Genomic DNA, 22,888 nt, shown 5'->3' with positions numbered 1-22,888 from the left:
CCCTGTCGCCGCGCGGCCCGAGCGCCGCCGGTCGTCCGGACCTTAAGCTGGCAGACGGGCGCCCGGGGTCAAGGCTCCGCGCCCGCCGCTCACGCCGTCTTCAACTCGCTCAGGCCCAGTCGCTCCATCATCGCCTCGCGCATCCGGAACTTCTGCGCCTTGCCGGTCACCGTCATGGGGATCTCGGTGACGAACTCGACGTAGCGCGGCACCTTGTAGTGGGCGATCTGGCCGCGGCAGAAGTCGCGGATCTCCTCGGCCGTCGCGCTCTGGCCGGGCCTCGTGACGATCCAGCAGCAGAGCTCCTCGCCGTAGCGCGCATCCGGCACGCCGAAGACCTGCACGGTCTGGACGGCAGGGTGCCGGTAGAGGAATTCCTCGATCTCGCGCGGATAGACGTTCTCGCCGCCGCGGATGATCATGTCCTTCACGCGCCCGACGATGTTGCCGTACCCCTCCGCGTCGATCGTGGCGAGGTCGCCGGTATGCATGAAGCCGTGGTCGTCGATGGCCGCCCGGGTGTTCGCCTCGTCGTCCCAGTAGCCGAGCATGACCGAGTAGCCGCGCGTCAGGAGCTCGCCCGACTGCCCGACCGGTACGGTCTCCCCCGTCCCCGGGTCGACGATCTTGACCTCCACGTGCGGGTGCACGCGCCCGACCGTCGTGACTCGCCGCTCCAGGCTGTCGTCCGTGTGGCTCTGGAAGGAAACCGGGCTCGTCTCCGTCATGCCGTACGCGATGGTGATCTCCGACAGGCCCATGCCCGCGACGGCCCGCTTCATCAGCTCGATCGGGCACGGCGCGCCCGCCATGATCCCGGTCCGGAGCGAGGCGACGTCGAACCGCTCGAACTCCGGATGGTCCAGCATGCCGGAGAACATGGTCGGCACCCCGTAGACCGCCGTGCAGCGCTCGGTCGCGATCGCCGACAGCGTCGCCCTCGCGTCGAAGCCCTCGCCGGGGAAGACCATCGTCGCCCCGGTCGAGGCGCAACCGAGCGTGCCCATGACCATGCCGAAGCAGTGGTAGAGCGGCACCGGGATGCACAGCCTGTCCTCGTGGGTGAAGTTCATCCGGCCGACCGTGAAGCGGCCGTTGTTGACGACGTTGACGTGGCTGAGCGTCGCCCCCTTCGGCGCGCCGGTCGTGCCCGAGGTGAATTGGATGTTGATCGGGTCCTCCGGCCGCATGGCCTGCGCCATGGCGTCGAGATAGATCCGCTCGTGCGCGCCGCCGAGCCCCGCGATCGCATCGAAGTCGACCATGCCGGGCGACGACCCCGGCCCCGTGCGGATCACGGTGCGCAGCTCGGGCAGCTTGGCGGCGTGCAGGTTGCCCGGCTTGGCGGTGTCGAGTTCCGGGGCGAGCCGACGGATCATCTCCAGGTAGTCGGAGGACTTGAACCGCTCCGCCGCGACCAGCGCCTTGGCACCGACCTTGTTCAGGACGTACTCGAGCTCGGCGAAGCGGTAGGCCGGGTTGATGGTCACGAGGATCAGCCCCGCCCGCGCCGAGGCGAATTGGGTGAGGACCCACTCTGGCCGGTTCGGCGACCAGATCCCGATCCGGTCGCCCTTCCTCAGCCCCAGCGCCGCGAAGCCGGCCGCCACGGCCTCGACCCGCGCGCCGAACGCCTCCCAGGTCCAGCGCACGCCGTGCTCCGGGAAGACCACCGCCTCGCGCGTCGCGAAGCGCTCGACCGTCTCGGCCAGGACGTCCGGGATGGTCTTCAGCCAGAGCGGCGGTTCCGTCTCGCCCCGCACGTGGCTGAGCCCGTCGATGGGCGCGAGATGCGGTCGGGTGCTGGCGTCGGTCATGGCGGCCTCCGTCGTATCCTTCCCCTCGAGGCGTCCGGGCGCCCCGTTCGCCACGACTATAGCAGGCCGCACCCCCGGATTGAAAGAAACGGTCGTTCGTTTCACCGCCTAGCGGAAACGCGTGCGCGCAACGCGACGTGACGGGCCCGTTCCTCGGCCGCGCGCCGGTTCGTGCCGCCTCCTTCTTCTCACATCACGCTGTCCAGCGCCCGCATCACGCCCCTGAGCTCGGCGAGCCCGCGCAGCCGGCCGATCGCCGTGTAGCCGGGATTGGTCCTCTTCGTCGCCTGCAGGTCGTCGAGCATGCGGTGGCCGTGGTCCGGGCGGAAGACGATCTTCTCGCCCTCCGGCCGGCGCCGGTCCTCCTCTAACAGCGCGCGCACCACCGCCACCATGTCGACGTCCCCGTCCAGGTGGTCGGACTCGTAGAAGGACCCGTCCGGCTCGCCCTTGGTGGCGCGCAGATGCGCGAAGCCGATCCGCGGCCCGAAAGCGCGCGCCATGGCGGGCAGCTCCGCGGCCCAACGCACCCCGAGCGAGCCCGTGCAGAAGCAGATGCCGTTGGCGGGCGACGGCACCGCCGAGAACAGCGCCCGGTAGTCGTCCGGCGTCGAGGCGATCCGCGGCAGGCCGAAGAGCGGCCGCGGCGGGTCGTCCGGGTGCAGCGTCAGCTTCACCCCCAGTTCGTCCGCCCGCCGGCAGACCGGCTCCAGGAATTCCGCCAGGTGCCGACGCAGCACGTCGGCGTCGATGTCCCGGTAGGACTCGAGCTTGTCGCGGAACTGCGGGATGGTCAGCGGCTCGGTGGTCGATCCCGGCAGCGCGCTGGCGATGACCATCACCAGGTAGTCGATGTCCGCCTGGGTCATCCGGTCGAAGGCCGCCTTCGCGCGCGCCTGCTGCTCGGCGGAATACTCGTGCCTGGCGGCCGGCCGCTCCAGGATGTGGAGCTCGAAGGCGGCGAAGCGGTCCTGGTCGAAGCGCAGCGCCCGGGCGCCGTTCGGCAGTTCCCACTCGAGGTCGGTCCGGCACCAGTCGACGACCGGCATGAAGTTGTAGCAGATGATCTTGATGCCGCAGGCGGCGAGCGCCTCCATGCTGGCGATCCAGGCCTCGATCGAGCGCGTCGCCCGCCCGCCGAGGCGCTTCACGTCGTCCGGTACCGGGATCGATTCGACCACCGTCCACCGCAGCGGCGTGCGCCCGGGCTGGCTCTCCTCGATGATCCGCCGCCGCTCCTCGACCTCGGCGACCGTCCAGGCCTCGCCGATCGGCACCTGGTGCAGCGCATTGACGATCTCGCTCGCCCCCGCCTGCCGGACGTCGTCGAGCGACACCGGATCGTTCGGCCCGTACCACCGCCAGCCTTCACGCATCGAACCCGACCTCTCCTGTTCCTGTCCACGCCCGCCACTGCCGGCCCGGTGACCGGCCCGCGACGGACCCCGTCACGCCGTGAGCACGACCTTCACGCTCTGCGACCGGTCGAGCGCCAGCCGCACCGCGTCCGGTGCGTCCGCGAGCGGCCGCTCGGCGGTGACGAGCTGCAGCACGTCGACCGACCCGTCGGCGATCAGCCGGACCGCCTCCTCGAACTCGTGCCCGAAGCGGAACGAGCCGCGGAAGTCGATCTCCTTGGCCATCACAGCGTTGGCGGGCACGGGGATCGACCCGCCCGGCAGGTTGCCGATCTGCACGATCGTGCCCCCGCGCCGGACCGTGCGGATGGCCGCGGCGAGGCCCGCCGCGGTGCCCGAGACCTCGAAGGCGACGTCGAAGGGCGTCTCCGCCGCGGCCTGGGCGAGCGGCTCCTCGCCCCCCGAGATGTCGATCGCCCGGTCCGCCCCGAGCCGGGTCGCGAAGGCGAGCGGCGCGGCGGCGAGGTCCACCATCGCGGTCGTCCCCGCCCCCGCCAGCTTCGCGGCGAGCAGCGTCAGCAGCCCGATCGGCCCCGCCCCGAACAGGATCGCCGACCGGCCCCGGATGTCGCCCGCCCGCCGCACCGCGTGCAGGCACACGGCGAGCGGCTCGGCGAGCGCCGCCGCCTGCAGGGGCACATGATCCGGCACCGCCACGCACTGCGCCGGCACCGCGTCGAAATAGGACGCGAAGCCGCCCTGCATGTGCGGGTATTTCGACGCCGAACCCATGAAGTAGATGTTCTCGCAGAGGTTCGGCCGCCCCTCCCGGCAGCGGACGCAATGACCGCACCAGCGCGACGGATTGACGGCGACCCGGTCGCCCACCTTGAGCCCCGGCGCCGGCCCGTTGAGGGCCGCCACCTCGCCGGCGATCTCGTGCCCGAGGATCAGCGGATCCCGGACCACGAAGTCGCCCGTCCGCGCATGGCGGTAGTAGTGCATGTCGGAGCCGCAGATCCCCCCCGCCCGGAACCGGATGCGCACCATGCCGGGCGCCAGGTCCCCGAGCGGGGTCTCGACCATCCGCAGGTCTTCCGGGGCGAAGAGGGTGGCGGCGAGCGCGCTGTTCATTTCGACAGTCCCATGTATTTCGGCAGCCAGAGGGTCAGCTCCGGCACGAACGTGATGGCGAAGAGCGCCGCGAAGAGCGGGATGAGCCAGGGCAGGATCGCCACCGTGGTCCGCTCGACCGACAGCTTGGCGACGCGGGAGAGCACGAACAGCACCATCCCAAGCGGCGGGTGCAGAAGCCCGATCATCAGGTTCAGGGTCATGATCAGGCCGAAGTGGACCGGGTCGACCCCGAGCTTCAGCGCGATCGGCAGGAGGATCGGCACGACGATCGTGATCGCCGCGATCGTGTCCAGGAAGCAGCCGATGAAGAGCAGCAATAGGTTGACGAGGACCAGGAACACCCACTTGTTCTGGGTGATGCTCAGGATCGCGTCGGAGAGGAGCGCCGCCGCCTGGCTGACGGTGAGGAGCCAGGCGAAGACCGACGCCGCGGTCACGATGAAGAGCACCGAGGCCGTCGTCTCCACCGTGTCGCGCGTCGCCTTGGCGAGCGTGCGGAACGTCATGCTGCGGTAGCGCACCAGGCCGAGGAACAGCGACCAGATCACCGCCGCCACCGCCGCCTCGGTCGGCGTGAACCAGCCGAGCGTCATGCCGCCGATCAGGATGACCGGCGTCATCAGCGCCATCACGGCCGAAAAGTTGAAGGTCCAGTCGAGCGCCAGCAGGACGGCCAGCGCGATCCCGATCGCCACGTTCTGCGACAGCCCGGCCCAGATCATCGCGTAGACGGCGATCGGGAAGGCCAGCACGATGAAGACCTCGAGGCCGGCCTCGGCCAGCTTGCGGATCTCGAAGGGCGCGTCCGCGCCCCAGCCGTAGCGGCGCGCGAAGATGGCGACCGTCAGCATCATGAACACGGTCATGACCACGCCCGGGATGACGCCGCCCAGGAAGAGCGCGCCGATCGAGACGTTGGCCATCATGCCGTAGATCACGAAGGGCAAGGACGGCGGGATGATCGGCCCGAGCGTCGCCGAGGCAGCCGTCACGCCGACCGCCACCTCGATCGGGTAGCCGTGGTCCTTCATGGCCTTGATCTCGATGGTGCCGATGCCGGCCGCGTCCGCGATGGCAGTCCCCGACATGCCCGAGAAGATCACCGAGCCGATGATGTTGACCTGCGCCAGGCCCCCCTTCATCCAGCCGACGAGCGCGACCGCGAAGGAGTAGATGCGCCCCGTTACGCCGGCGATGTTCATGAGGTTGCCGGCCAGGATGAAGAACGGCACGGCGAGCAGCGGGAAACTCTCCACGCCCGCGAACATGCGCTGGGCGACGATTACGTCCGGCGCGACGCCGTAGACCAGGATGTAGGCGATCGACGAGACCGCCATCGAGAGGGCGACCGGCACGCCGATCACCATGAGCCCGAGGAAGAGGCCGAGAAGCAGCGCCATGGCGGATCAGGCCTCCGAGCCGTCGAAGGCTTCGGGCTTCTCGAGCGGCGAGTAGCCGCGCCGGAGATCCTGCACGAAGACCTGGATCGCCCGGACGGTCATCATCGCGAAGGCCGCGATGACGGTGTAGAACACGATGGATTTCGGCAGGTCGACCGTGGTCATCCGCTCGTCCGAGATGATCGAGGCGTACTTGTAGAAGAGCCAGCCGGCGTAGGCGAAGAAGACGATCCGGACGAGGCCGACGACCGTCGCCAGGATGCGTCCCGGTCCGCCGGGCAGATAGCGGTAGAGGAAGTCCACGTGGATGTGCCGGGTCAGCCGCACGCACATGGCCGAGCCGACGAAGACCACGCCGATCAGGCAGTAGATCGCGATCTCCTCGGTCCAGGCGAAGCTGTCGTTGAGCACGTAGCGGGTGAAGAACTGCAGGAAGACGGCCAGCGCCATCAGCCAGAAGATCGCGATGGCCACCCAGTCCTCGATCCCGAAGGTCCCGAGATTCACCTCGACCGGCTGGTCGTCGAAGACGTGGGCGAGCTCCTCGCCGGAGATCGGGGTGTGGATTTCGGGGGTCATGAAAGGTCCTCGGGAGAGCTGGTCCGGCGCGAGAAGATCGGCCGGGCGGGCCGTGGAAGCCCCGCCCGGCCGGTCGAGGTCACTTGATCGCGACGATCTTGTCGTAGTCGGCCTTGCGGTAGCCGAACTGCTCGAACGTGACCGCCTTGGCGACCGCGTCGATGAACTCCTGCCGGTTGATGTCCGTCACCGTCAGGCCCTTCTCCTTGAAGAAGGTGACGAGTTCGGCCTCGCGCTTCTTGATCTGGTCGGTGGCGCGCCTGGCGGCCTCCTGGGCCACCTCCACGAAGATCTTCTGCTCCTCGGGGGTGAACTTGTCCCAGGTGCCCTTGGCGACGATCGTGTTGAGGTGGTCGACGATGTGGCCGGTCAGGACGATGTGCTTCTGCACCTCGTAGAACTTCTTGGCCTCGATCGTGGTGAGCGGGTTCTCCTGCGCCTCGACGGTGCCGTTCTGCAGCGCCAGGTAGACCTCCGCGAAGGCGATCGGCGTCGTGTTGGCCCCGCAGGCGCGCGGCATGGCGAGGTAGGCCGGAACGTCCGGCACCCGCATCTTCAGGCCCTTCATATCCGCGCAGGCCTTGATCGGCCGGTTGGACGAGGTGTGGCGGGCGCCGTAATAGGTCGTCGCCACGATGTGGTGGCCGGTCTTGTCCTCGTAGCCCTTGTTGAGCTCCTTGTAGATGTCGCTCTTCGTGTAGGCGAGGAGATGGTCGGCGTCGCGGAAGATGAAGGGATAGTAGGTGACGCCGATCGGCGGGAAGGATCGCGCCGCGAAGCTCGAGCCGGAGATGATGATGTCGACCGAGCCCAGCGACAGGCCCTGGTTGATGTCCGTCTCCTTGCCGAGCTGCGAGGCCGGATAGACCTCGATCTGGTACTTGTTGTTGGTCCGCTTCGCGAATTCGTTGGCGGCCCAGACGCTCTCCGTGTGGAACGGCTCGGACGTCTCGTAGACGTGCGCCCACTTCAGTTTGGTCTGCGCCAGCGCGGCGCTGGTGCCCATGGCGAGCCCGAGCGCGGCCGCGACGGCCAGTCCTACGGTCTTCTTCAGCATTCTGATGTCCTCCCTTTTCGTCAGTCGTGGTCGATCCGTGCCGGCCGCCCGTTGCGGGGCGGGCCGGCGATCTTGCGTGCCGGTCGGCCGCGCTCGCCCGCTCCGTCTCCGAAGCTCGACGAGAGCCGCTCCTGCGACCGTTCCAGGTGATGCCGCATCGCTGCGCTGGCCCCCTCGGGGTCCTGGGCCGCGATCGCATCGCGGACGGCCCGGTGCTCGGCGGTCGCCGCGCGCCAGGTCGCCTCGTTCTCGAAATAGAGGGCGAGCTGCTCGAAATAGGGATTGATGCGCTGGTCGAAGAGCTCGCCCACGAAGCGCACAAGGACCGCGTTGTCGAGCATCGCCGTGATGGTGGTATGGAAGGCGCGGTCCATCGCGATCAGCTCTTCCTTGCCCCCGCCCCGGTCCATCTCGGCCAGGATGGCGTCTAGCCGCGCGACGTCCTCGGGCCCGGCCACGCGCGCCGCCTCCGCCGCGATGGCGCTCTCGACGAACTGGCGCGCCCTGAGGAGCTCGAACGGCCCCTCGATCGGCGCGGGCCCGGCCGGCGCGGCCGCCGCCGCGGGCGGCTCGACCACGTAAATGCCGGAGCCGACCCGGATCTTCAGCCGCCCCTCGACCTCGAGCGCGATCAGCGCCTCGCGCACCGTCGGCCTTGATACGCCGAGCTGCTCGGCGAGCTCGCGCTCCGTCGGCAGCCGCCCGCCGACCGGGTATTCCCCCCGGTCGATCAGCTGGCGCAGCTGGTCCGCGACCTGTCTGTAGAGACGGCGCGGCTCGATGGCGGCGAGCGGCAACGAAAGTCCTCCCGAACAAATCCACGTCGGCGCCGTTGGATCGGCGCTCCTGGAGCGGAGCCGTGCCTGGGGCCCGGGTCGATCGACAGTACGTCACCGTACGGTAGATTGGTCAGACCAATTGACCGGGACATTGACGCTGTCCGGCGCCCCGTGTCAAGGTCCCCGCCCCGACAGAAACGAAGACGGAAACGCCATGCGCCTCGGACCCGACCTTCTCGACCGCCTCCCCGCCGCCGTGGCGCGCCCGCGCTACGACCGCGAGGCCGTCGGCTGCGGCGTCGTGCACCTCGGGATCGGCGCCTTCCACCGCGCCCACCAGGCGGTCTATTTCGACGATGTCCTGGCCGGGGGCGAGACCGAGTGGGGCATCGCCGCCGCCAGCCTGCGCAGCCCCGACACCCGGGACGCCCTGGAGCCGCAGAACGGGCTCTACACCCTCGCGGTCCGCGCCGGCGACGGCGAGGCGCTCCGGGTGATCGGCTCGGTCCAGCAGGTGCTGGTCGCCCCCGAGGATCCCGAGCGGCTCATCGCGCTACTCGCCGATCCGCGCATCCGCATCGTGACGCTCACGATCACCGAGAAGGGCTATTGCCACGACCCGGCGACCGGCGCGCTCAAGGAGGACCACCCGGACGTCGTCCACGACCTCGGCGACCTGTTCCGCCCGCGCTCCGCCCTCGGCTTCCTGGCCGCCGCCCTCGCCGGCCGCTTCGCCGCCGGCACGCCGCCCTTCACCATCGTGTCCTGCGACAACCTCCCGGCCAACGGAAAAACCCTCAAGGCGGTGCTCGACCGCTTCTGCGCCCTCGTCTCCGACGAGCTCGGCCAGTGGGTGCGCGACGAGGTCTGCTGCCCCTCCTCCATGGTCGACCGCATCGTCCCGGCGACCACCGACGAGGACCGCGCCCGCGTCTCCGCCGCCCTCGGCGTGACCGACGCCTGGCCGGTGATGACCGAGCCCTTCACCCAGTGGGTGCTGGAGGACCGTTTCCCGAACGGCCGGCCGGATCTCGCCGCCGTCGGCGTGGAGCTCGTCGACGACGTCGAGCCCTTCGAGCACATGAAGCTGCGTCTTCTCAACGGCAGCCACTCGACGCTCGCCTATCTGGGCTACCTCGGCGGCTACCAGACCGTCTCCGAGACCATGGCCGATCCCGCCTACGCGCGCCTCGTCCGCGGCCTGATGGACGAGGAGGCGACCCCCACCCTGCACATGCCGCCCGGCACGGACCTGACCGCCTACAAGGACGCGCTGATCGAGCGTTTCCGGAACCCGGCCCTGAAGCATCGCACCTGGCAGATCGCCATGGACGGCTCGCAGAAGCTGCCCCAGCGCCTGCTCGGCACCATCCGCGACCGCCTCGCGGCCGGGGCCTCCATCGACCGCCTCGCCCTCGGCGTGGCCGCCTGGATGCGCTACGTGACCGGCGTCGACGAGAAGGGCGAGCCGATCGACGTCCGCGACCCGATGGCGTCCCGCTTCAAGGACATCGCGGCGGCCGCCGGCAACCCCGAGACCCTGGCCGCCAGCCTGATCGGCATCCGCGAGATCTTCGGCGACGACCTCCCCGCCGAGCCGAGGTTCATCCGCCCGGTCAAGGAGGCTCTGGCGAGCCTCTATCGGGTCGGCGCGCGCGCCACGGTCGCCGAGACCGCCGGCCGCTGAGCCCCTCCGAAAGCGAAAATGCCCGGGCGGGTGCCCGGGCATTGTCTTCGAGAGCACAGAGGCTGTTGGCGCGTCACGGCTTCCGCTGGTCGGCCGGCGGCAGGAACTTCGTCGAATAGACGTCCTCCGGCTTCGGCACCGCCTTCAGGGCGTAGGCCTCGGCGGCGACCTCGATCGACTTCAGCATCCGGGCAGGGTCGACATGGCCGAAGCCGTTTGCCTTGATGCCGGGGGTCAGCATGGCGCGGTCGAGAACGAACTTCAGCCGCGCCTTCTCCAGGTCCTGCTTGACCAGCGGGTCGACCTTGGCGAGCGTCGGGATGACGCCGTCCGGGTCCTTCGCCACGTCCTTGAGGCCCGCGACGGTCGCCCGCACGAAGGCCGCGACGGTGTCCGGGTTCTTCTCGGCGAATTCCTTGCGGACGATGACGGTCGAGCCGTAGAGGTCGAGACCGTTGTCCGGGAAGGAGAAGACCACGATGTCGGCCTCGGCGACGCCGACGCCGGTCAGGTTGAAGACCGACGTGGAGGCGAAGCCCGAGATCGCGTCGACCTGCCCCTGCACAAGCATCGCCTCGCGCAGCTGCGGCTGCATGGAGGTCCACTTCACCGCCGCCGGATCGAGCCCGTTGGCCTTGGCGAAGGCCGGGAACATCAGTCGCGAGGAGTCCGCCTCCGGTGAGCCGAGATTCTTGCCGACGAGGTCCTTCGGGCTCTTGATGCCGCTCTTCTTCAGCGTGATGATCGAGTTCAGCGTCTTGTCGAAGGTCTGGAAGACGCCGATGACCGGGTTGGTCGGGTTCTCGCCGTTGTACTTGATGACGGCGTTGATGTCCGAGAAGCCGATGTCGTAGGCGCCGCTGGCGACCTTGGTGACCGCGTCGCCCGAGCCGAAGCCGCGGTCGATCTTGACGTTCAGGCCTTCCTTGGTGAAGTAGCCGCGCTCCTGCGCCACCGTCCAGATCGCATGGTTGCCCTGCACGGCCCAGTCGAGCGTGAACTTCACGTCCTTGGCTTGCGCCCACGCGGCCCCGGTCCCGAGCGCCAGCGCCACGGCCCCGGCCAATACAGACTTCGCAATTCCGATCGTCATGCGACCCTCCGGACTCCGCCCCGTCGAGCCCGTCCCGGGTCTCGCGGAGACTGTTACCGGGGCGTCAGTTCAACACCGGACCGGCGGCCTGTCGAGCGGTTTTTTGGGCAGCATAGAAGTTGATCACCGGAGATTGCGAGGCGCCCGGACGGCCTCCCGGCGGACCGTTCAGATCAGCCGCAGCCCCTTGAAGCTGGCGTGCCCGTCCCGGCCCACGATGATGTGGTCGTGCACCGCGATGCCGAGCGGCTTGGCGATGTCGACGATCTGGCGCGTCATCGTGATGTCCGCCTGGGAGGGTGTCGGGTCGCCGGACGGGTGGTTGTGCACCAGGATCACCGCCGTCGCGGAGAGCTCCAGCGCCCGCTTGATCACCTCGCGCGGGTAGACCGGGGTGTGGTCGACCGTGCCGACCTGCTGCACCTCGTCGGCGATCAGGCCGTTGCGCTTGTCCAGGAACAGGATGCGGAACTGCTCCTTGGGCTCGAACGCCATCGCGGCCCGGCAGTAGTCGATGACGTTCGCCCAACTCGACAGGACCGGCTTCTTGCGCACCTCGCCGCGGGCGAAGCGCTGCGCGGCGGCGAGCACCAGCTTGAGATCGGTCGCCGCCCCGTCCCCGACGCCATCGACCTCGACGAGCCTTTCGTGAGGCGCCGCCAGGACTTCCGAGAAGGACCCGAATCGCTGGATGAGGGTTTTGGCGAGCGCCTTGACGTCCCGGCGGGGGATCGAGCGGAAGAGGACGAGCTCGAGCAGCTCGTAATCCGGCAAGCCGTCGGCGCCGCGCTCCCGGAAGCGCGCCTTCAGGCGCTCCCGGTGTCCGTGCCAGTGCGGCTCCTTCGAGGCGGGGGTCCTCGCGTCGTCGAAGCCGTCCATGGCGCTCCGTCAGATCCCGTAGGGTGGCTTGTGTAGCCCGGCGGGCGAGAGCGTGAAGATCTCGCAGCCGGTCTGGGTTACCCCTACGGTATGCTCGAACTGGGCGGAAAGCGAGCGGTCGCGCGTCACCGCCGTCCAGCCGTCCCCGAGAACCTTCACGTGCGGCCGCCCGAGGTTCACCATCGGCTCGATCGTGAAGATCATGCCGGGCTTCAGGGTCACACCCTCGCCGGGCCTGCCGTAGTGAAGGATGTTGGGCGAGTCGTGGAACAGGAGCCCGACCCCGTGGCCGCAGAAGTCGCGGACCACCGAGCAGCGCTCCGCCTCGACGAAGTCCTGGATCGCCGCCCCGATGTCGCCCGTGCTGGCCCCCGGCTTGACGGCCGCGCAGCCGCGCATGAGCGCCTCCCAGGTCACCTCGACGAGCCGCTCCGCCGCCCGTTTGACGTTGCCGACCAGGTACATCCGCGAGGAGTCCCCGTGCCAGCCGTCGAGGATCAGCGTCACGTCGATGTTGACGATGTCGCCGTCGCGCAACGGCTTGTCGTTCGGGATGCCGTGGCAGACCACGTGGTTGATCGACGTGCAGCAGCTCTTGGTGTAGCCGCGGTAGTTCAGCGTCGCCGGGATCGCGCCGTTGTCCAGCCCGAAGCGATAGACGAAGTCGTCGATCTCCAACGTGGTCGTCCCGACCCGCACGAGATGCGTCAGTTCGTCCAGACACCGCGCCGCGAGCTGCCCCGCCCGGCGCATGCCCTCGAAGCCGTCCGGCCCGTAGAGCCGGATCGCCCCGGTATTCCTGGGCGGCGCCGTCGCCGCATCGATGTAGGTGACCATGACAGGCTTTGCGTTTGATACGAGGGATAGCCACCTATATAATTGTCATTGGGTCGCGCGCCAGCAGCGAATTCCTCGCCTAGCGCGATGACTGCGATCAGATTCGGGAGAACAGACATGATTCCGCGCCCTTGGGAGGTTTGAAATCCCTACAACGCCGTTGCCTTGGCAATGTGCGGATAAATGCGCAACAGGTCATCGCAAATTTGGTGACCTAGGGTCCTTGCGCGACAGAATGAATCGACAGCGCTGTTGAGCGTATTCATACGACCTTTTCTTGAGATCCGGACAAACTCAGGCTCTCTCGAAGCTCGAATGTCCTTATCTGCCGAGTCCAGATAGGTGTAGAACTTTACGATCTTGGCCACCATGCTGGGGTCGAGTGAGGCCAGAGATGTCGTGTGTGCGCGGTAGAAGAGGTCGCTGTGTGACGACCTAAGCAGAACAGGCATGCCGTCAGCCACTCTCTCGACCATCCAATCCAGTCGCAGGCGGTAGTGCAAGGCGTCATCGAGGCCGCCAGTGTTCAATTTGATCTCTATGAAGAGCCCCGTAAGAATTTGCCTCTTGGTGCGTCGCGCCAGGTATAACTCGCGTCCTATCTCGAAAATCTTCGCAAATCCGAAAAAAACAATGAGAAGCCAGATCTTGTACTCGAACAAAAATTCCAGAACACGGAACAGCAGCCGGGTGATTGGTGAGTTCCACCATGCCAGGAATTCCGCCAGCCCCGATGAGACCAAGGGCGGATTGCTCAAGGGCAAGTTCTGGACTTCAACCTTGATGTCCATGGGCAGCCGACGTCCGCATCGATGACGAGACCTGCGGCGACGGCATCACAATCCCTACGCGAATTCAATCCCCCGCTCCACCACGATCTCCTCCGGCGTGACCCTGCACGCATACGCGACCGCCTCGACGCCGCGCGCCATCGCCCTCTCGAAGGCGCGGGCGTAGGCGGGGTCGATGTCCGTGGCCAGGGCGAAGCGGTCCGCGTCCGGGCGTTGGACGAGGTAGACCATCACGGCCCGGTGCCCCGCCTCGACCTGGTCGCCCAGTTCCTCCAGGTGCTTGGCCCCGCGGGCGGTGACCGAATCCGGGAACTCGGCGAGCCCGGACCGGCGGAGCAGGTGGACGTTCTTCACCTCCACGAAGACGCGCCCGCGCGCCGGGTCTTCGAGCAGCAGGTCGACGCGGCTGTTGCGGCCGTACTTCACCTCCCGCCGAAGACCCATATAGCCCGCCAGCTCGGCGATCACCCCGCCGCGGATCGCCTCCTCGACGAGACGGTTCGGGTGCGCGGTGTTGATGCCGACCAGCGCCCCGTCGGCCTCGACCAGCTCCCAGGAATGGGCGAGCTTCCGCTTGGGGTCCTCCGACCGCGACAGCCAGACCCGCGAGCCCGGCAGCGCGAGCCCGAGCATCGCCCCGGGATTGGCGCAATGGGCCGTCACCGGCCCGCCCTCGTCCAGGTCCACGTCCGACAGGAACCGCTTGTAGCGCTGCCGCAAGCGGCCGGTGAGGAGAGGCTGGGCGAAACGCATCGGCGGGCTCCTTGGGGCGAGCTCCCTCCCACACCGTCCCGCCTGTCCCGTCAAGCCCGGCGGGGGAAACGAATCGCACCCTTCCGTCCCGGGCGTGACTGACCTACCGTGAGGATCGGACGTGACCGCCTTGCAGCCGGATAGGGCCGCACCGGCGCTCGTGCCGAAAACTTGGGCAACTTGCCCGAGGGTTGCGCAAATCAGAGGGCCGTCTCCGCATTTTCCTGGTCACGAATCCGGCTTGCGCCGCGGCCCGGGGTTTGCGGAAATGACGGTAACGGACCGGCATGGGGGCTGCAGAACGATGACCGTCACCGCCTTCGACGAGATGACGGCGCTCGGACAGGAATGCCGGTCCGGCTATGAGATCGTGCAGTCCTGGCTGGGCGCCACTCCGACCGAACTCCTGCGCCTGCGCCAGCAGGAGGCCGAGCTCCTGTTCCGCCGCATCGGCATCACCTTCGCGGTCTACGGCGACGCGGAGGGCGAGGAGCGCCTGATCCCCTTCGACATCGTGCCGCGCATCCTGACCCGCCCGGAGTGGGACCGGCTGTCGAAGGGGCTGGAGCAGCGGGTCAACGCGCTGAACAGTTTCCTGAAGGACGTCTACGGCAAGGGCGAGATCCTGCGCGCCGGCGTCGTTCCCGAGGACCTCGTCTATCGCAACCCCTACTACCGCCCCGAGATGCAGGGGCTCAGGCTTCCGCACGATATCTACGTCTCGATCGCCGGCATCGACATCGTCCGCGTCGACGCCGAGACCTTCTACGTGCTCGAGGACAACGCCCGCACGCCCTCCGGGGTCTCCTACATGCTGGAGAACCGCGAGGTGATGATGCGGCTCTTCCCCGAGCTCTGCGCCCGCCACCGCATCGCGCCCGTGGAGAACTACGCCGACGAGCTCCTCGCCACCCTGAAGACCATCGCCCCGCGCAGCGCCCCCGGCGAGCCGACCGTCGCGCTCCTGACCCCCGGCCCCTTCAACTCGGCCTACTACGAGCACTCCTTCCTGGCCGACAAGCTCGGCGTCGAGCTCGTCGAGGGCCGCGACCTCTTCGTGCGCGAGAGCATCCTCTACATGCGCACCACCGAGGGGCCGAAACGGGTGGACGTGGTCTACCGCCGCGTCGACGACGACTTCATCGACCCCCTCGCCTTCCGTCCCGATTCGGTCCTCGGCGTCCCCGGGCTGCTCTCCGCCTACCGGGCCGGCAATGTCACGCTCGCCAACGCGGTCGGCACGGGCGTCTCGGACGACAAGGCCGTCTACAGTTACATGCCGGAGATCATCCGCTTCTATTCCGGCGCCGAGCCGATCCTCAACAACGTGCCGACCTGGCGCTGCCGGGAGCCCGAGTCGCTCCGCTACGTGCTCGACAACCTCGGCGACCTCGTCGTCAAGGAGGTGGACGGGTCGGGCGGCTACGGCATGCTGGTCGGGCCGAAGGCCGACAAGGCCACGATCGAGTCCTTCCGCGACAAGCTCGTCCGCGACCCCAGCAAGTTCATCGCCCAGCCCACCCTGGCGCTCTCCACCGTGCCGACCTTCGTCGGCGAGGGCGTCGCGCCTCGCCACGTCGACCTCCGCCCCTACGTGCTGACCGGCGCGGACGGCGTGAAGACCGTCCCCGGCGGCCTCACTCGCGTGGCCCTCAAGGAAGGGTCCCTGGTGGTCAACTCCAGCCAGGGCGGCGGCACCAAGGACACCTGGGTCGTCGACGTGCCGGTGCTGGACGGCACGTCGCAGGCCCAGTTGCAGAGCCAGTCGCAGATGCAGTCCCAGACCGGAAAGGCCTGAGCACCGCCAGCCCGCGCCCTCGCGTATCGTCCAGGAGCCGACCACCCCGATGCTGAGCCGCACCGCCGACAGTCTCTACTGGCTCTCCCGCTACGTCGAGCGCGCTGAGAACACCGCGCGGATCATCGACGCGGCGACCCGCCTCGCCGCCCTGCCGGCCGGTTACGGCGCCGCCACCAACGAGTGGGAATCGGCGCTCGCCGCGACCGGCTGCCTGGAGGCCTTCCGGCAGCACTACGACCGGGCCGACGCCGAGACCGTGGTCGAGTTCCTCGCCTTCTCGCCGCAGAACCCGTCGTCCATCAAGAACTGCCTCGAGGTCGCGCGCTTCAACGCCCGCTCGGTGCGCACCGCCCTGACCACCGAGCTCTGGGAGACGATCAACACCGCCTGGCTGGAACTCAAGAACTTCCCTGCAAGGGACCCGACCCAGCGTCTCTCGGACTTCCTGCGCTTCGTCAAGCAGACCTCGCTGTCCTTCGACGGTTCGGCCTACCGGACCATGCTGCGCAGCGACAGCTACTGCTTCACCCGCATCGGCGTTTACATCGAGCGGGCGGACGCGACGGCCCGCATCCTCGACGTGAAGTATCACGTGCTGCTGCCGCCCGGCGCCAAGGTCGGCGGCAGCCTCGACTATTTCCAGTGGTCCTCGATCCTGCGCTCCGTGTCGGCCCTGACCGCCTATCACTGGGTCTACCGGCAGAACGTGAAGCCCTGGCTCGTGGCCGACCTCTTGATCCTCAACCAGCAGATGCCCCGATCGATCGCCTCCTGCTACGAAAACATCACGCGCTACCTGGACATGCTCGCCCGCCACTACGGCCGCCAGGGGCCGAGCCAGCGCCTCGCGCGCGCCACCTTCACCCATTTGCAGAACTCGAAGCTTGACGATGTCTTCCAGGGCGGTCTTCACGACTACCTGTCGGGCCTGATCGCCGATAACAGCCGGCTCGGCAGCCTGATCAACGACCAGTATCTCACCTGAACGACCGGGGGACACCACCATGCGCCTCCGGATCACCCACGAGACGCTCTACGCCTACGAGAAGCCCGCCACCTATGCGATCCAGGCGCTGCGCCTGATGCCGCGCGGGTCCGACAATCAATATGTGGTGGACTGGCGCATCGACGTCAGCCAGGACTGCCGCCTGGCCCCGGTGGATGACCACTACGGCAACCTCACCCACGCCTTCTCGATCGACGGCCCGATCGCCGAGCTTTCCATCGTGGCCTCCGGCGAAGTCGTCACCGAGGATCCGACGGGCGTGCTGCGCGGCGTTCCCGAGCGCATGCCGCCGAAGCTCTACCTGCGCGATACGGCCCTGACCAAGGCCGATTCCGCCATCCGCGACTTCGCCCGGGAGGTCGCGGCCGGCGAAGGCGGAGACCGGCTGTCAACCCTCCACGCCCTCATGCGCCGGCTGAACCGGGAGCTCCGCTACGACCGCGAGGCGACCGAGGCCGCCACCACCGCGGCCGAGGCCTTCGCGACCGACCACGGCGTCTGCCAGGACCTCGCCCACATATTCGTCTCCGCGGCGCGCGTCCTCGACATCCCCGCCCGCTACGTCTCCGGCTACATGTACGACCCGGCCGAGCCCGGCCCGCTCGGCGCCAGCCACGCCTGGGCCGAGGCCTGGGTCGGCGGCAGCCTAGGCTGGATCGGCTTCGACGCCGCCAACGACCGCTGCCCCACCGACGCCTACGTCCGCCTCGCCTGCGGCCTCGACTACCTCGACGCCGCCCCCATCCGCGGCACCCGCTACGGCGGCGACGGCGAAGCCATGACGGTCCGGGTCACGGTGGAGAAGACGGGGGAGTTTTGAGGCTTGCGGGTAAAATTGCCATGCCCGATGCCGCGGACCGGGGCCCACCCCTGGCGGTATCTCCTTGCAAGAGGCACGCGATCATGGCCGGCGTGGACTGAGCCACCCGGATCAGCCGGGTGGCGCCCCTTGCGATCCCGCCCGCCATCTGCGAAACCGCAGGGCGCGGGACGGGCCGACGGGGTGGGACCATGACCTATTGTTGCGGGATCTTGGTGAGGGGCGGTCTGGTGATGATCGCCGACACGCGCACGAATGCCGGCCTCGACAACATCGCCACCTTCCGCAAGCTGCATGTCTTCAACCGCCCGGGCGAGCGCGCCATCGCGGTCGCCACCGCCGGCAACCTGGCGATCAGCCAATCCATCGTCAGCCTCGTGACCGAGGGCTTCGAGAACCCGGAGACCGGCGAGATCGAGACGATCGAGTCGGCCCCGACCATGTTCAAGACCGCCCAGCTCCTCGGCCGCGCCATCCGAGAGGTCTATCGCCTCGACGGTCGCATGCTGGAGCAGAAAAACCTCAGTTTCGACGTGACCATGCTGCTCGGCGGCCAGATCAAGGGCGGCCGGCTCCGCCTCTTCATGGTCTATTCGGCCGGAAACTTCATCGAGGCGACCGTCGACACGCCCTACCTGCAGATCGGCGAACACAAGTACGGCAAGCCGATCCTCGATCGCGCCATCAAGTTCGACGTCGACCTGCCCGACGCCCTGAAGATCGGCCTCATCTCCATGGATTCGACCATGCGGTCGAATCTCGGCGTCGGCATGCCGATCGACCTCGCCGTGATGCGCCGCGACGCCGTCCAGACCGAACTCGTCCACCGCGTCGAGCCGGGCGAACCCTATTTCCATGACCTGCGCGAGCGCTGGTCGGCCGCGCTCCGGGCCGCCCACCAGAACATCCCGCGCCCGCCCTACGGGCTCGACAACTAAGAATTCTAGCAACTTTCTCGCTCAAATCCGCCGGCCCGGCTGAACCCGTCCGCAACGCCCCCTGCCCCATGATCGGGCACGCAGGATGGCGGGCTTCACGGGCGATGCTGTTTGAGAGGATCCGGAGTGTGTTCGGCAGGGCGACGGGCGACGCGTCCGTCGTGCAGTCGATCGCCGCCCTCGTCGCCTGCACCATGCTGTTCCTGTCGATCTCCGCCGCCTGGACCGCGCAGCAGTCGAACGATCTCGCCGTCGCCCGGCAGGTCCGGCTCGCCTGGAACGGCTTCGAACAAGAGCAGGACCAGATCGCCGTAGACATCCAGCGCACGGCCATCTCCGACGAGGTCTACCGCCGCACGCATTTAAAATTCGAGCCAGATTTCGCCGAGCGCGTGTTCGGCGACCGCCTCTGGCGCGACCACCGCCACGACATCGTGCTCGTCGTCTCCCCCGCCCGCACGGTCCTGCAGGGCCACATCGCCGGCCGCTCGACCGATCCGAAGGATCTGCGCGGCATCCTCGCCGACGTCTCCCCCGTCATCGACCGCCTCCGCCTGCAGGTGGCCGAGGCGGCCCACCGGCCGGCCGGCGGCGACGATCCGGAGCAGATCGTCGGCAAGGTCCTGCGCGAGCAGGCCGTCATGCAGGTGACCGGCCAGGCCGCGATCGTCGCGGCCGTCGCGATCGTCCCCGACGACGGCAAGGTTCCCAAGAAGACCATTCCGCCGACGATCGTGGTGAGTGTACGGCTCGTCGCCGGCGACATGCTGGAGCGGCTCGCTCGCCGCTTCGTGCTTCCGGACCTCCGGTTCCGCCCGCCCGCGTCCGACGACGACGAGATCGGCCGCGCAGCGATCCCCGTGAAGAGCACGGCCGGCGAGACGCTCGGCTTCCTCCTCTGGCGCCCCCATCAGCCCGGCTACCAGATGATGCAGCACCTGGCGCCCCTGCTCCTCGTCGCCATGGCCCTGTTCGTCGCCTTCGCGCTCGTCGTCGTCCGCAAGTTCAACCGCCGCACCCGCGAACTCGCCGACAGCGAGGCGCGCGCCACCTACGCCGCCCTGCACGACGCCCTGTCGGGCCTCGCCAACCGCGTCCTGCTCGGGCAGCGCATCGAGGAGGCCCTGGCGGAGGCTGCCACCGACCCGAAGCGCTGCACCGCGATCGTCTATGTCGACCTCGACAAGTTCAAGGACATCAACGACACGCTCGGCCATCAGGCGGGTGACGAGGTGATCCGCCAGACGGGCCGGCGCCTCGCCGCCATCGCGCGCGACGGCGATACGGCGGCCCGCATCTCCGGCGACGAGTTCTGCCTCGTGATCCGCTCCGCGCCGACCCGCCAGGAGGTCGAGAACCGGCTGTCGCAGATCGTCGCCGAGATCGCCCGTCCTGTGTCCTTCGGCGAGCGCACCATCTACCCGGCCGCGAGCGTCGGCTGCGCCATCGCGCCGGTCGATGGCACCGACCGCGCCGAGATCCAGCACAAGGCCGACCTGGCGCTCTACCGGGCGAAGGGTGGCGGCCGCGGCCGCTGGTTCCTGTTCGAGCCCGACATGGACGACGGTCACCGCAAGCGCCAGTCCCTCCGCCAGGACCTCCGCGCCGCGCTGACCGAGAATCGCCTGACCGTGCTCTACCAGCCCTTCTTCTCCGTCGCCGAGATGAAGGCCGTCGGCGTGGAGGCCCGCGTCGCCTGGGACCACCCGACCCGCGGGCGCATCTCGGCCGGCGAGTTTATCCCGATCGCCGAGGAATGCGGCCTCATCCGCGACATCGGCGCCTTCATCCTGCACCGCGCCGCCCGCGACGCCCACCGCTGGCCCGGCATCAAGCTGGCCGTCAACATCTCGCCGATCGAGATGCGCCAGCCGACCTTCGCGGCGGACCTCCTGGCGATCCTCGCCGACGAGGGGTTCGACCCGGACCGCCTGCAGGTCGACATCACCGAGAACATCCTGCTGACCGACGCCGACGTGGCCATCTCGGCGATCGAGACGCTGCGCGCCGCCGGCGTCGGCATCGCGCTCGACGAGTTCGGCTCCGGCCAGTCGAGCTTCAACTACCTGTCGCGCTTCCGCTTCGACACGATCAAGATCGACCGCAGCTTCGTCGCCAAGCTGGAGACCTCCGCGGAGGTCGCCACCATCGTCCACTCCATGGTGGAACTGGCCGGCAAGCTCGGCCTGGAGACGGTCGCCGAGGGCGTGGAGACCTTCGGCCAGTTCCGCTTCGTCCAGGCCGCCGGCTGCAGCGCCGTCCAGGGCCACCTCTGCGCCAAGCCGATGCCAGCCGCCGAAGTCGCCAAGTTCCTGGAGCGCCCGCTGAACGACCGCTTCCGCGCGGTGGCGTGAGGGCTTCAGCCCGCCTCAATGCGCGTGGCCGGCGAGGTCCTCGATGATCGGGCAGTCGGGGCGTTCGTCGCCGTGGCAGGCGGAGACCAGGGTGGCGAGGGTCCGCTTGAGGGACTGCAGTTCGCGGATCTTGGCCTCGACCTCACGGATGCGCTGCTCGGCGAGCGACTTCACGTCCGCGGAGGCCCGGTGGGCGTCGCCCCAGAGCGAGAGGAGCTGGCGGCAGTCCTCGACCGAGAAGCCGAGTCCCCGCGCCCGCGCCAGGAACTGGAGCTTGGCGACCTCCGTCCGGCCGTAGTCGCGGTAGCCGTTGGCGCGGCGCGGGGCGGCGAGGAGCCCGATCTCTTCGTAGTAGCGGACCGCCTTTGCGGTCAGCCCGGCCTTTTCGGCGGCAGCGGCAATGTTCATGGGAGGGGTCTCCGGATGCGGTCGTCCGGAGATAAGGGTTCCCGCCACGGGAAGGTCAAGGGGTGACGGTCGGACTCGCGGAGCGGCGTCCAATTCCCCTGAAGAGGCCAAGGATGCCCCTCGGCGGCCGTTCCTGTGCCTGGTCGCGGTAGACCCACTGACCGAAGATGATCCTGTAGGGCATGGTCTCGAAGGTGCGCCAGAAGAGATGCGTGAGCGGAATGGTCACGGCGGTGGTCACCAGCGCGAAGGTGGTCATGGAGAGCGCGATATCGGGCGTGAACAGTCCGAACTTCTTGAACAGGAGACGGGTCGCGTAATACGTGTAGGGATGCACGAGGTAGAGGCTGTAGCTGACGGTTCCAAGGTAGGCCGCCACCTTGTTGCGCAGGAGCAAGCTCGTCAGGCTGCCGGGCTGCACAGCGCAGCAGAAATACAGGATCGAGAAGTAGATCCTCAGCGGCACGAAGCCGTCGGCGAAGCGCGCCCAGACATATTCGACGTGCCCGAGGCTCGCCAGCCAGATCATCATCGGGAAGGCGACGACCTCGACCGTCCGCACGAGCAGCGTCGAGCGTATCAGCTGACGGTCGTAGACGGTCCGGACCAGGACGCCTCCGATGAAGTAGAAGGTGATCGGGAAGGCGAACAGGAATCCGATGCACGCCAGGCCGGCGAGCGCCGCCCCGAGCGGGTGGAAGCGCCGGGCGATGAAGTGATAGGCGAGGCAGGCGAGCGCGTAGTAGTGGACCTCGTAGGTCAGGCTCCACGCGTTCGGGGTGAGCTGGTCCGTATGCGTGTAGAGGTCCAGGAAGAAGAAGGCCGGGATGATCGTCCCGAGATTGTTGAGCTTCGGGTAGGCGTTCGTCATCCCGTTGAGGACGATGAAGAGGATCGTCAGCACCAGGAAGAGGGGGTAGATGCGGACGAAGCGGCGCTTGGCAAAGTCCCAGGGCTCGTAGCGGACGATGCTCGGCCAGATAACGAAGCCGCTGATCATGAAGAAGAGATTGACGCCGAAGACGCCGACGCTCCAGGGCGCGGCCACGGCGGAGACGTAGGCCTCGGACTGGGCGTAGATATGCTCGGCCGACCCTCCGAAGATATGGGCGTAGAACACCATGAGCGCCGCGATGCCGCGCAGCCCGTGGGCACTCTTGTTGAATTCGTCATGCATGGTTCGCCCCCGAATTCAACGCAGCGCCGCAACGGCACAGGACGGCCGGGACGAGGTCCGGCCGGCTGGGAGGAGTCGGAATGCCGAGATTTTGCACAGGTGTCTTTCAAACATGCTTAATGGTATTCAAGAATTCTTATAGGAACGCACGACACCGGGACTGCGCGGGCCGCCCATTCCCCTGTCGAGAGTAGAAAGAGGTCGTGGATCTTTCAAG

The 22,888-nt window shown here is 68.2% G+C and carries 20 protein-coding genes; 6 read left to right on the top strand and 14 right to left on the bottom strand.

Annotated features, from left to right (window positions below):
* Nucleotides 1-89: 89 nt before the first annotated feature.
* The 7 genes from WBG79_RS22595 to WBG79_RS22565 all read right to left on the bottom strand — a co-directional run bounded on the left by WBG79_RS22595 (nt 90) and on the right by WBG79_RS22565 (nt 8,145).
* Nucleotides 90-1,817 (bottom strand): AMP-binding protein, encoded by a 1,728-nt coding sequence (locus WBG79_RS22595; RefSeq protein WP_337359500.1) that lies wholly within the window; start codon nt 1,815-1,817, stop codon nt 90-92.
* 188 nt (nt 1,818-2,005) lie between these two features.
* Nucleotides 2,006-3,193 (bottom strand): mannonate dehydratase, encoded by a 1,188-nt coding sequence (gene uxuA / locus WBG79_RS22590; RefSeq protein WP_337359499.1) that lies wholly within the window; start codon nt 3,191-3,193, stop codon nt 2,006-2,008.
* 72 nt (nt 3,194-3,265) lie between these two features.
* Complete coding sequence (locus tag WBG79_RS22585; protein WP_337359498.1) at nt 3,266-4,309, bottom strand: L-idonate 5-dehydrogenase; 1,044 nt, start codon at nt 4,307-4,309, stop codon at nt 3,266-3,268.
* Nucleotides 4,306-5,712: a TRAP transporter large permease gene (locus WBG79_RS22580; protein WP_337359497.1), complete on the bottom strand. Its 1,407-nt coding sequence runs from the start codon at nt 5,710-5,712 to the stop codon at nt 4,306-4,308. The genes WBG79_RS22585 and WBG79_RS22580 overlap by 4 nt, the downstream gene beginning before the upstream one ends.
* Before the next feature lie 6 nt (nt 5,713-5,718).
* A complete protein-coding gene (locus WBG79_RS22575) occupies nt 5,719-6,291 on the bottom strand; it encodes a TRAP transporter small permease (protein ID WP_337359496.1) in 573 nt (190 codons plus the stop codon).
* A 79-nt stretch (nt 6,292-6,370) separates the two neighbouring features.
* The gene (locus tag WBG79_RS22570) at nt 6,371-7,348 is read right to left on the bottom strand and encodes a sialic acid TRAP transporter substrate-binding protein SiaP (protein WP_337359495.1); all 978 of its coding nucleotides are present in this window, start codon (nt 7,346-7,348) and stop codon (nt 6,371-6,373) included.
* Nucleotides 7,349-7,368: 20 nt separating this feature from the next.
* Complete coding sequence (locus tag WBG79_RS22565) at nt 7,369-8,145, bottom strand: FadR/GntR family transcriptional regulator (protein ID WP_337359494.1); 777 nt, start codon at nt 8,143-8,145, stop codon at nt 7,369-7,371.
* Nucleotides 8,146-8,341: 196 nt separating this feature from the next.
* Here WBG79_RS22565 and WBG79_RS22560 point away from each other — a divergent pair, with 196 nt between their 5' ends.
* The gene (locus tag WBG79_RS22560) at nt 8,342-9,814 is read left to right on the top strand and encodes a mannitol dehydrogenase family protein (RefSeq protein WP_337359493.1); all 1,473 of its coding nucleotides are present in this window, start codon (nt 8,342-8,344) and stop codon (nt 9,812-9,814) included.
* 73 nt (nt 9,815-9,887) lie between these two features.
* On the opposite strand, the gene WBG79_RS22555 is transcribed toward WBG79_RS22560, so the two are convergent.
* From WBG79_RS22555 to sfsA, 5 genes are all read right to left on the bottom strand, one after another.
* Nucleotides 9,888-10,907: an ABC transporter substrate-binding protein gene (locus WBG79_RS22555; protein ID WP_337359492.1), complete on the bottom strand. Its 1,020-nt coding sequence runs from the start codon at nt 10,905-10,907 to the stop codon at nt 9,888-9,890.
* Nucleotides 10,908-11,075: 168 nt separating this feature from the next.
* Nucleotides 11,076-11,786, bottom strand: coding sequence for a RadC family protein (gene radC / locus WBG79_RS22550; RefSeq protein ID WP_337359491.1), 711 nt, complete (start codon nt 11,784-11,786; stop codon nt 11,076-11,078).
* A 9-nt stretch (nt 11,787-11,795) separates the two neighbouring features.
* Complete coding sequence (gene map, locus WBG79_RS22545) at nt 11,796-12,623, bottom strand: type I methionyl aminopeptidase (RefSeq protein ID WP_337359490.1); 828 nt, start codon at nt 12,621-12,623, stop codon at nt 11,796-11,798.
* A 149-nt stretch (nt 12,624-12,772) separates the two neighbouring features.
* The gene (locus tag WBG79_RS22540) at nt 12,773-13,414 is read right to left on the bottom strand and encodes a hypothetical protein (RefSeq protein WP_337359489.1); all 642 of its coding nucleotides are present in this window, start codon (nt 13,412-13,414) and stop codon (nt 12,773-12,775) included.
* A 54-nt stretch (nt 13,415-13,468) separates the two neighbouring features.
* Nucleotides 13,469-14,167, bottom strand: a complete 699-nt coding sequence (sfsA, locus tag WBG79_RS22535; RefSeq protein WP_337359488.1) for a DNA/RNA nuclease SfsA — start codon at nt 14,165-14,167, stop codon at nt 13,469-13,471.
* 304 nt (nt 14,168-14,471) lie between these two features.
* On the opposite strand from sfsA, the gene WBG79_RS22530 reads away from it, so the two are divergent.
* The 5 genes from WBG79_RS22530 to WBG79_RS22510 all read left to right on the top strand — a co-directional run bounded on the left by WBG79_RS22530 (nt 14,472) and on the right by WBG79_RS22510 (nt 21,086).
* Nucleotides 14,472-15,965, top strand: a complete 1,494-nt coding sequence (locus tag WBG79_RS22530) for a circularly permuted type 2 ATP-grasp protein (RefSeq protein WP_337359487.1) — start codon at nt 14,472-14,474, stop codon at nt 15,963-15,965.
* Between the two features lie 49 nt (nt 15,966-16,014).
* A complete protein-coding gene (locus WBG79_RS22525) occupies nt 16,015-16,953 on the top strand; it encodes an alpha-E domain-containing protein (protein WP_337359486.1) in 939 nt (312 codons plus the stop codon).
* A gap of 19 nt (nt 16,954-16,972) precedes the next feature.
* Entirely contained in the window at nt 16,973-17,794 is an 822-nt protein-coding gene (locus tag WBG79_RS22520; protein ID WP_337359485.1) for a transglutaminase family protein, read from the top strand.
* Between the two features lie 191 nt (nt 17,795-17,985).
* Nucleotides 17,986-18,732, top strand: a complete 747-nt coding sequence (locus WBG79_RS22515; RefSeq protein WP_337359484.1) for a peptidase — start codon at nt 17,986-17,988, stop codon at nt 18,730-18,732.
* Nucleotides 18,733-18,860: 128 nt separating this feature from the next.
* Nucleotides 18,861-21,086, top strand: a complete 2,226-nt coding sequence (locus WBG79_RS22510; protein ID WP_337359483.1) for a putative bifunctional diguanylate cyclase/phosphodiesterase — start codon at nt 18,861-18,863, stop codon at nt 21,084-21,086.
* Between the two features lie 15 nt (nt 21,087-21,101).
* Here WBG79_RS22510 and cueR read toward each other — a convergent pair whose 3' ends face one another.
* Entirely contained in the window at nt 21,102-21,494 is a 393-nt protein-coding gene (gene cueR / locus WBG79_RS22505) for a Cu(I)-responsive transcriptional regulator (RefSeq protein WP_337359482.1), read from the bottom strand.
* A 55-nt stretch (nt 21,495-21,549) separates the two neighbouring features.
* Nucleotides 21,550-22,671 (bottom strand): acyltransferase family protein, encoded by a 1,122-nt coding sequence (locus tag WBG79_RS22500; protein WP_337359481.1) that lies wholly within the window; start codon nt 22,669-22,671, stop codon nt 21,550-21,552.
* Nucleotides 22,672-22,888 lie beyond the last annotated feature (217 nt).

Origin of the sequence: Prosthecomicrobium sp. N25 (assembly GCF_037203705.1) — a bacterium.
Taxonomy (GTDB): Bacteria; Pseudomonadota; Alphaproteobacteria; order Rhizobiales; family Ancalomicrobiaceae; genus Prosthecodimorpha.
Note: the sequence above shows the minus strand (reverse complement) of the source record. Positions and strands in the feature narration are given on the sequence as shown.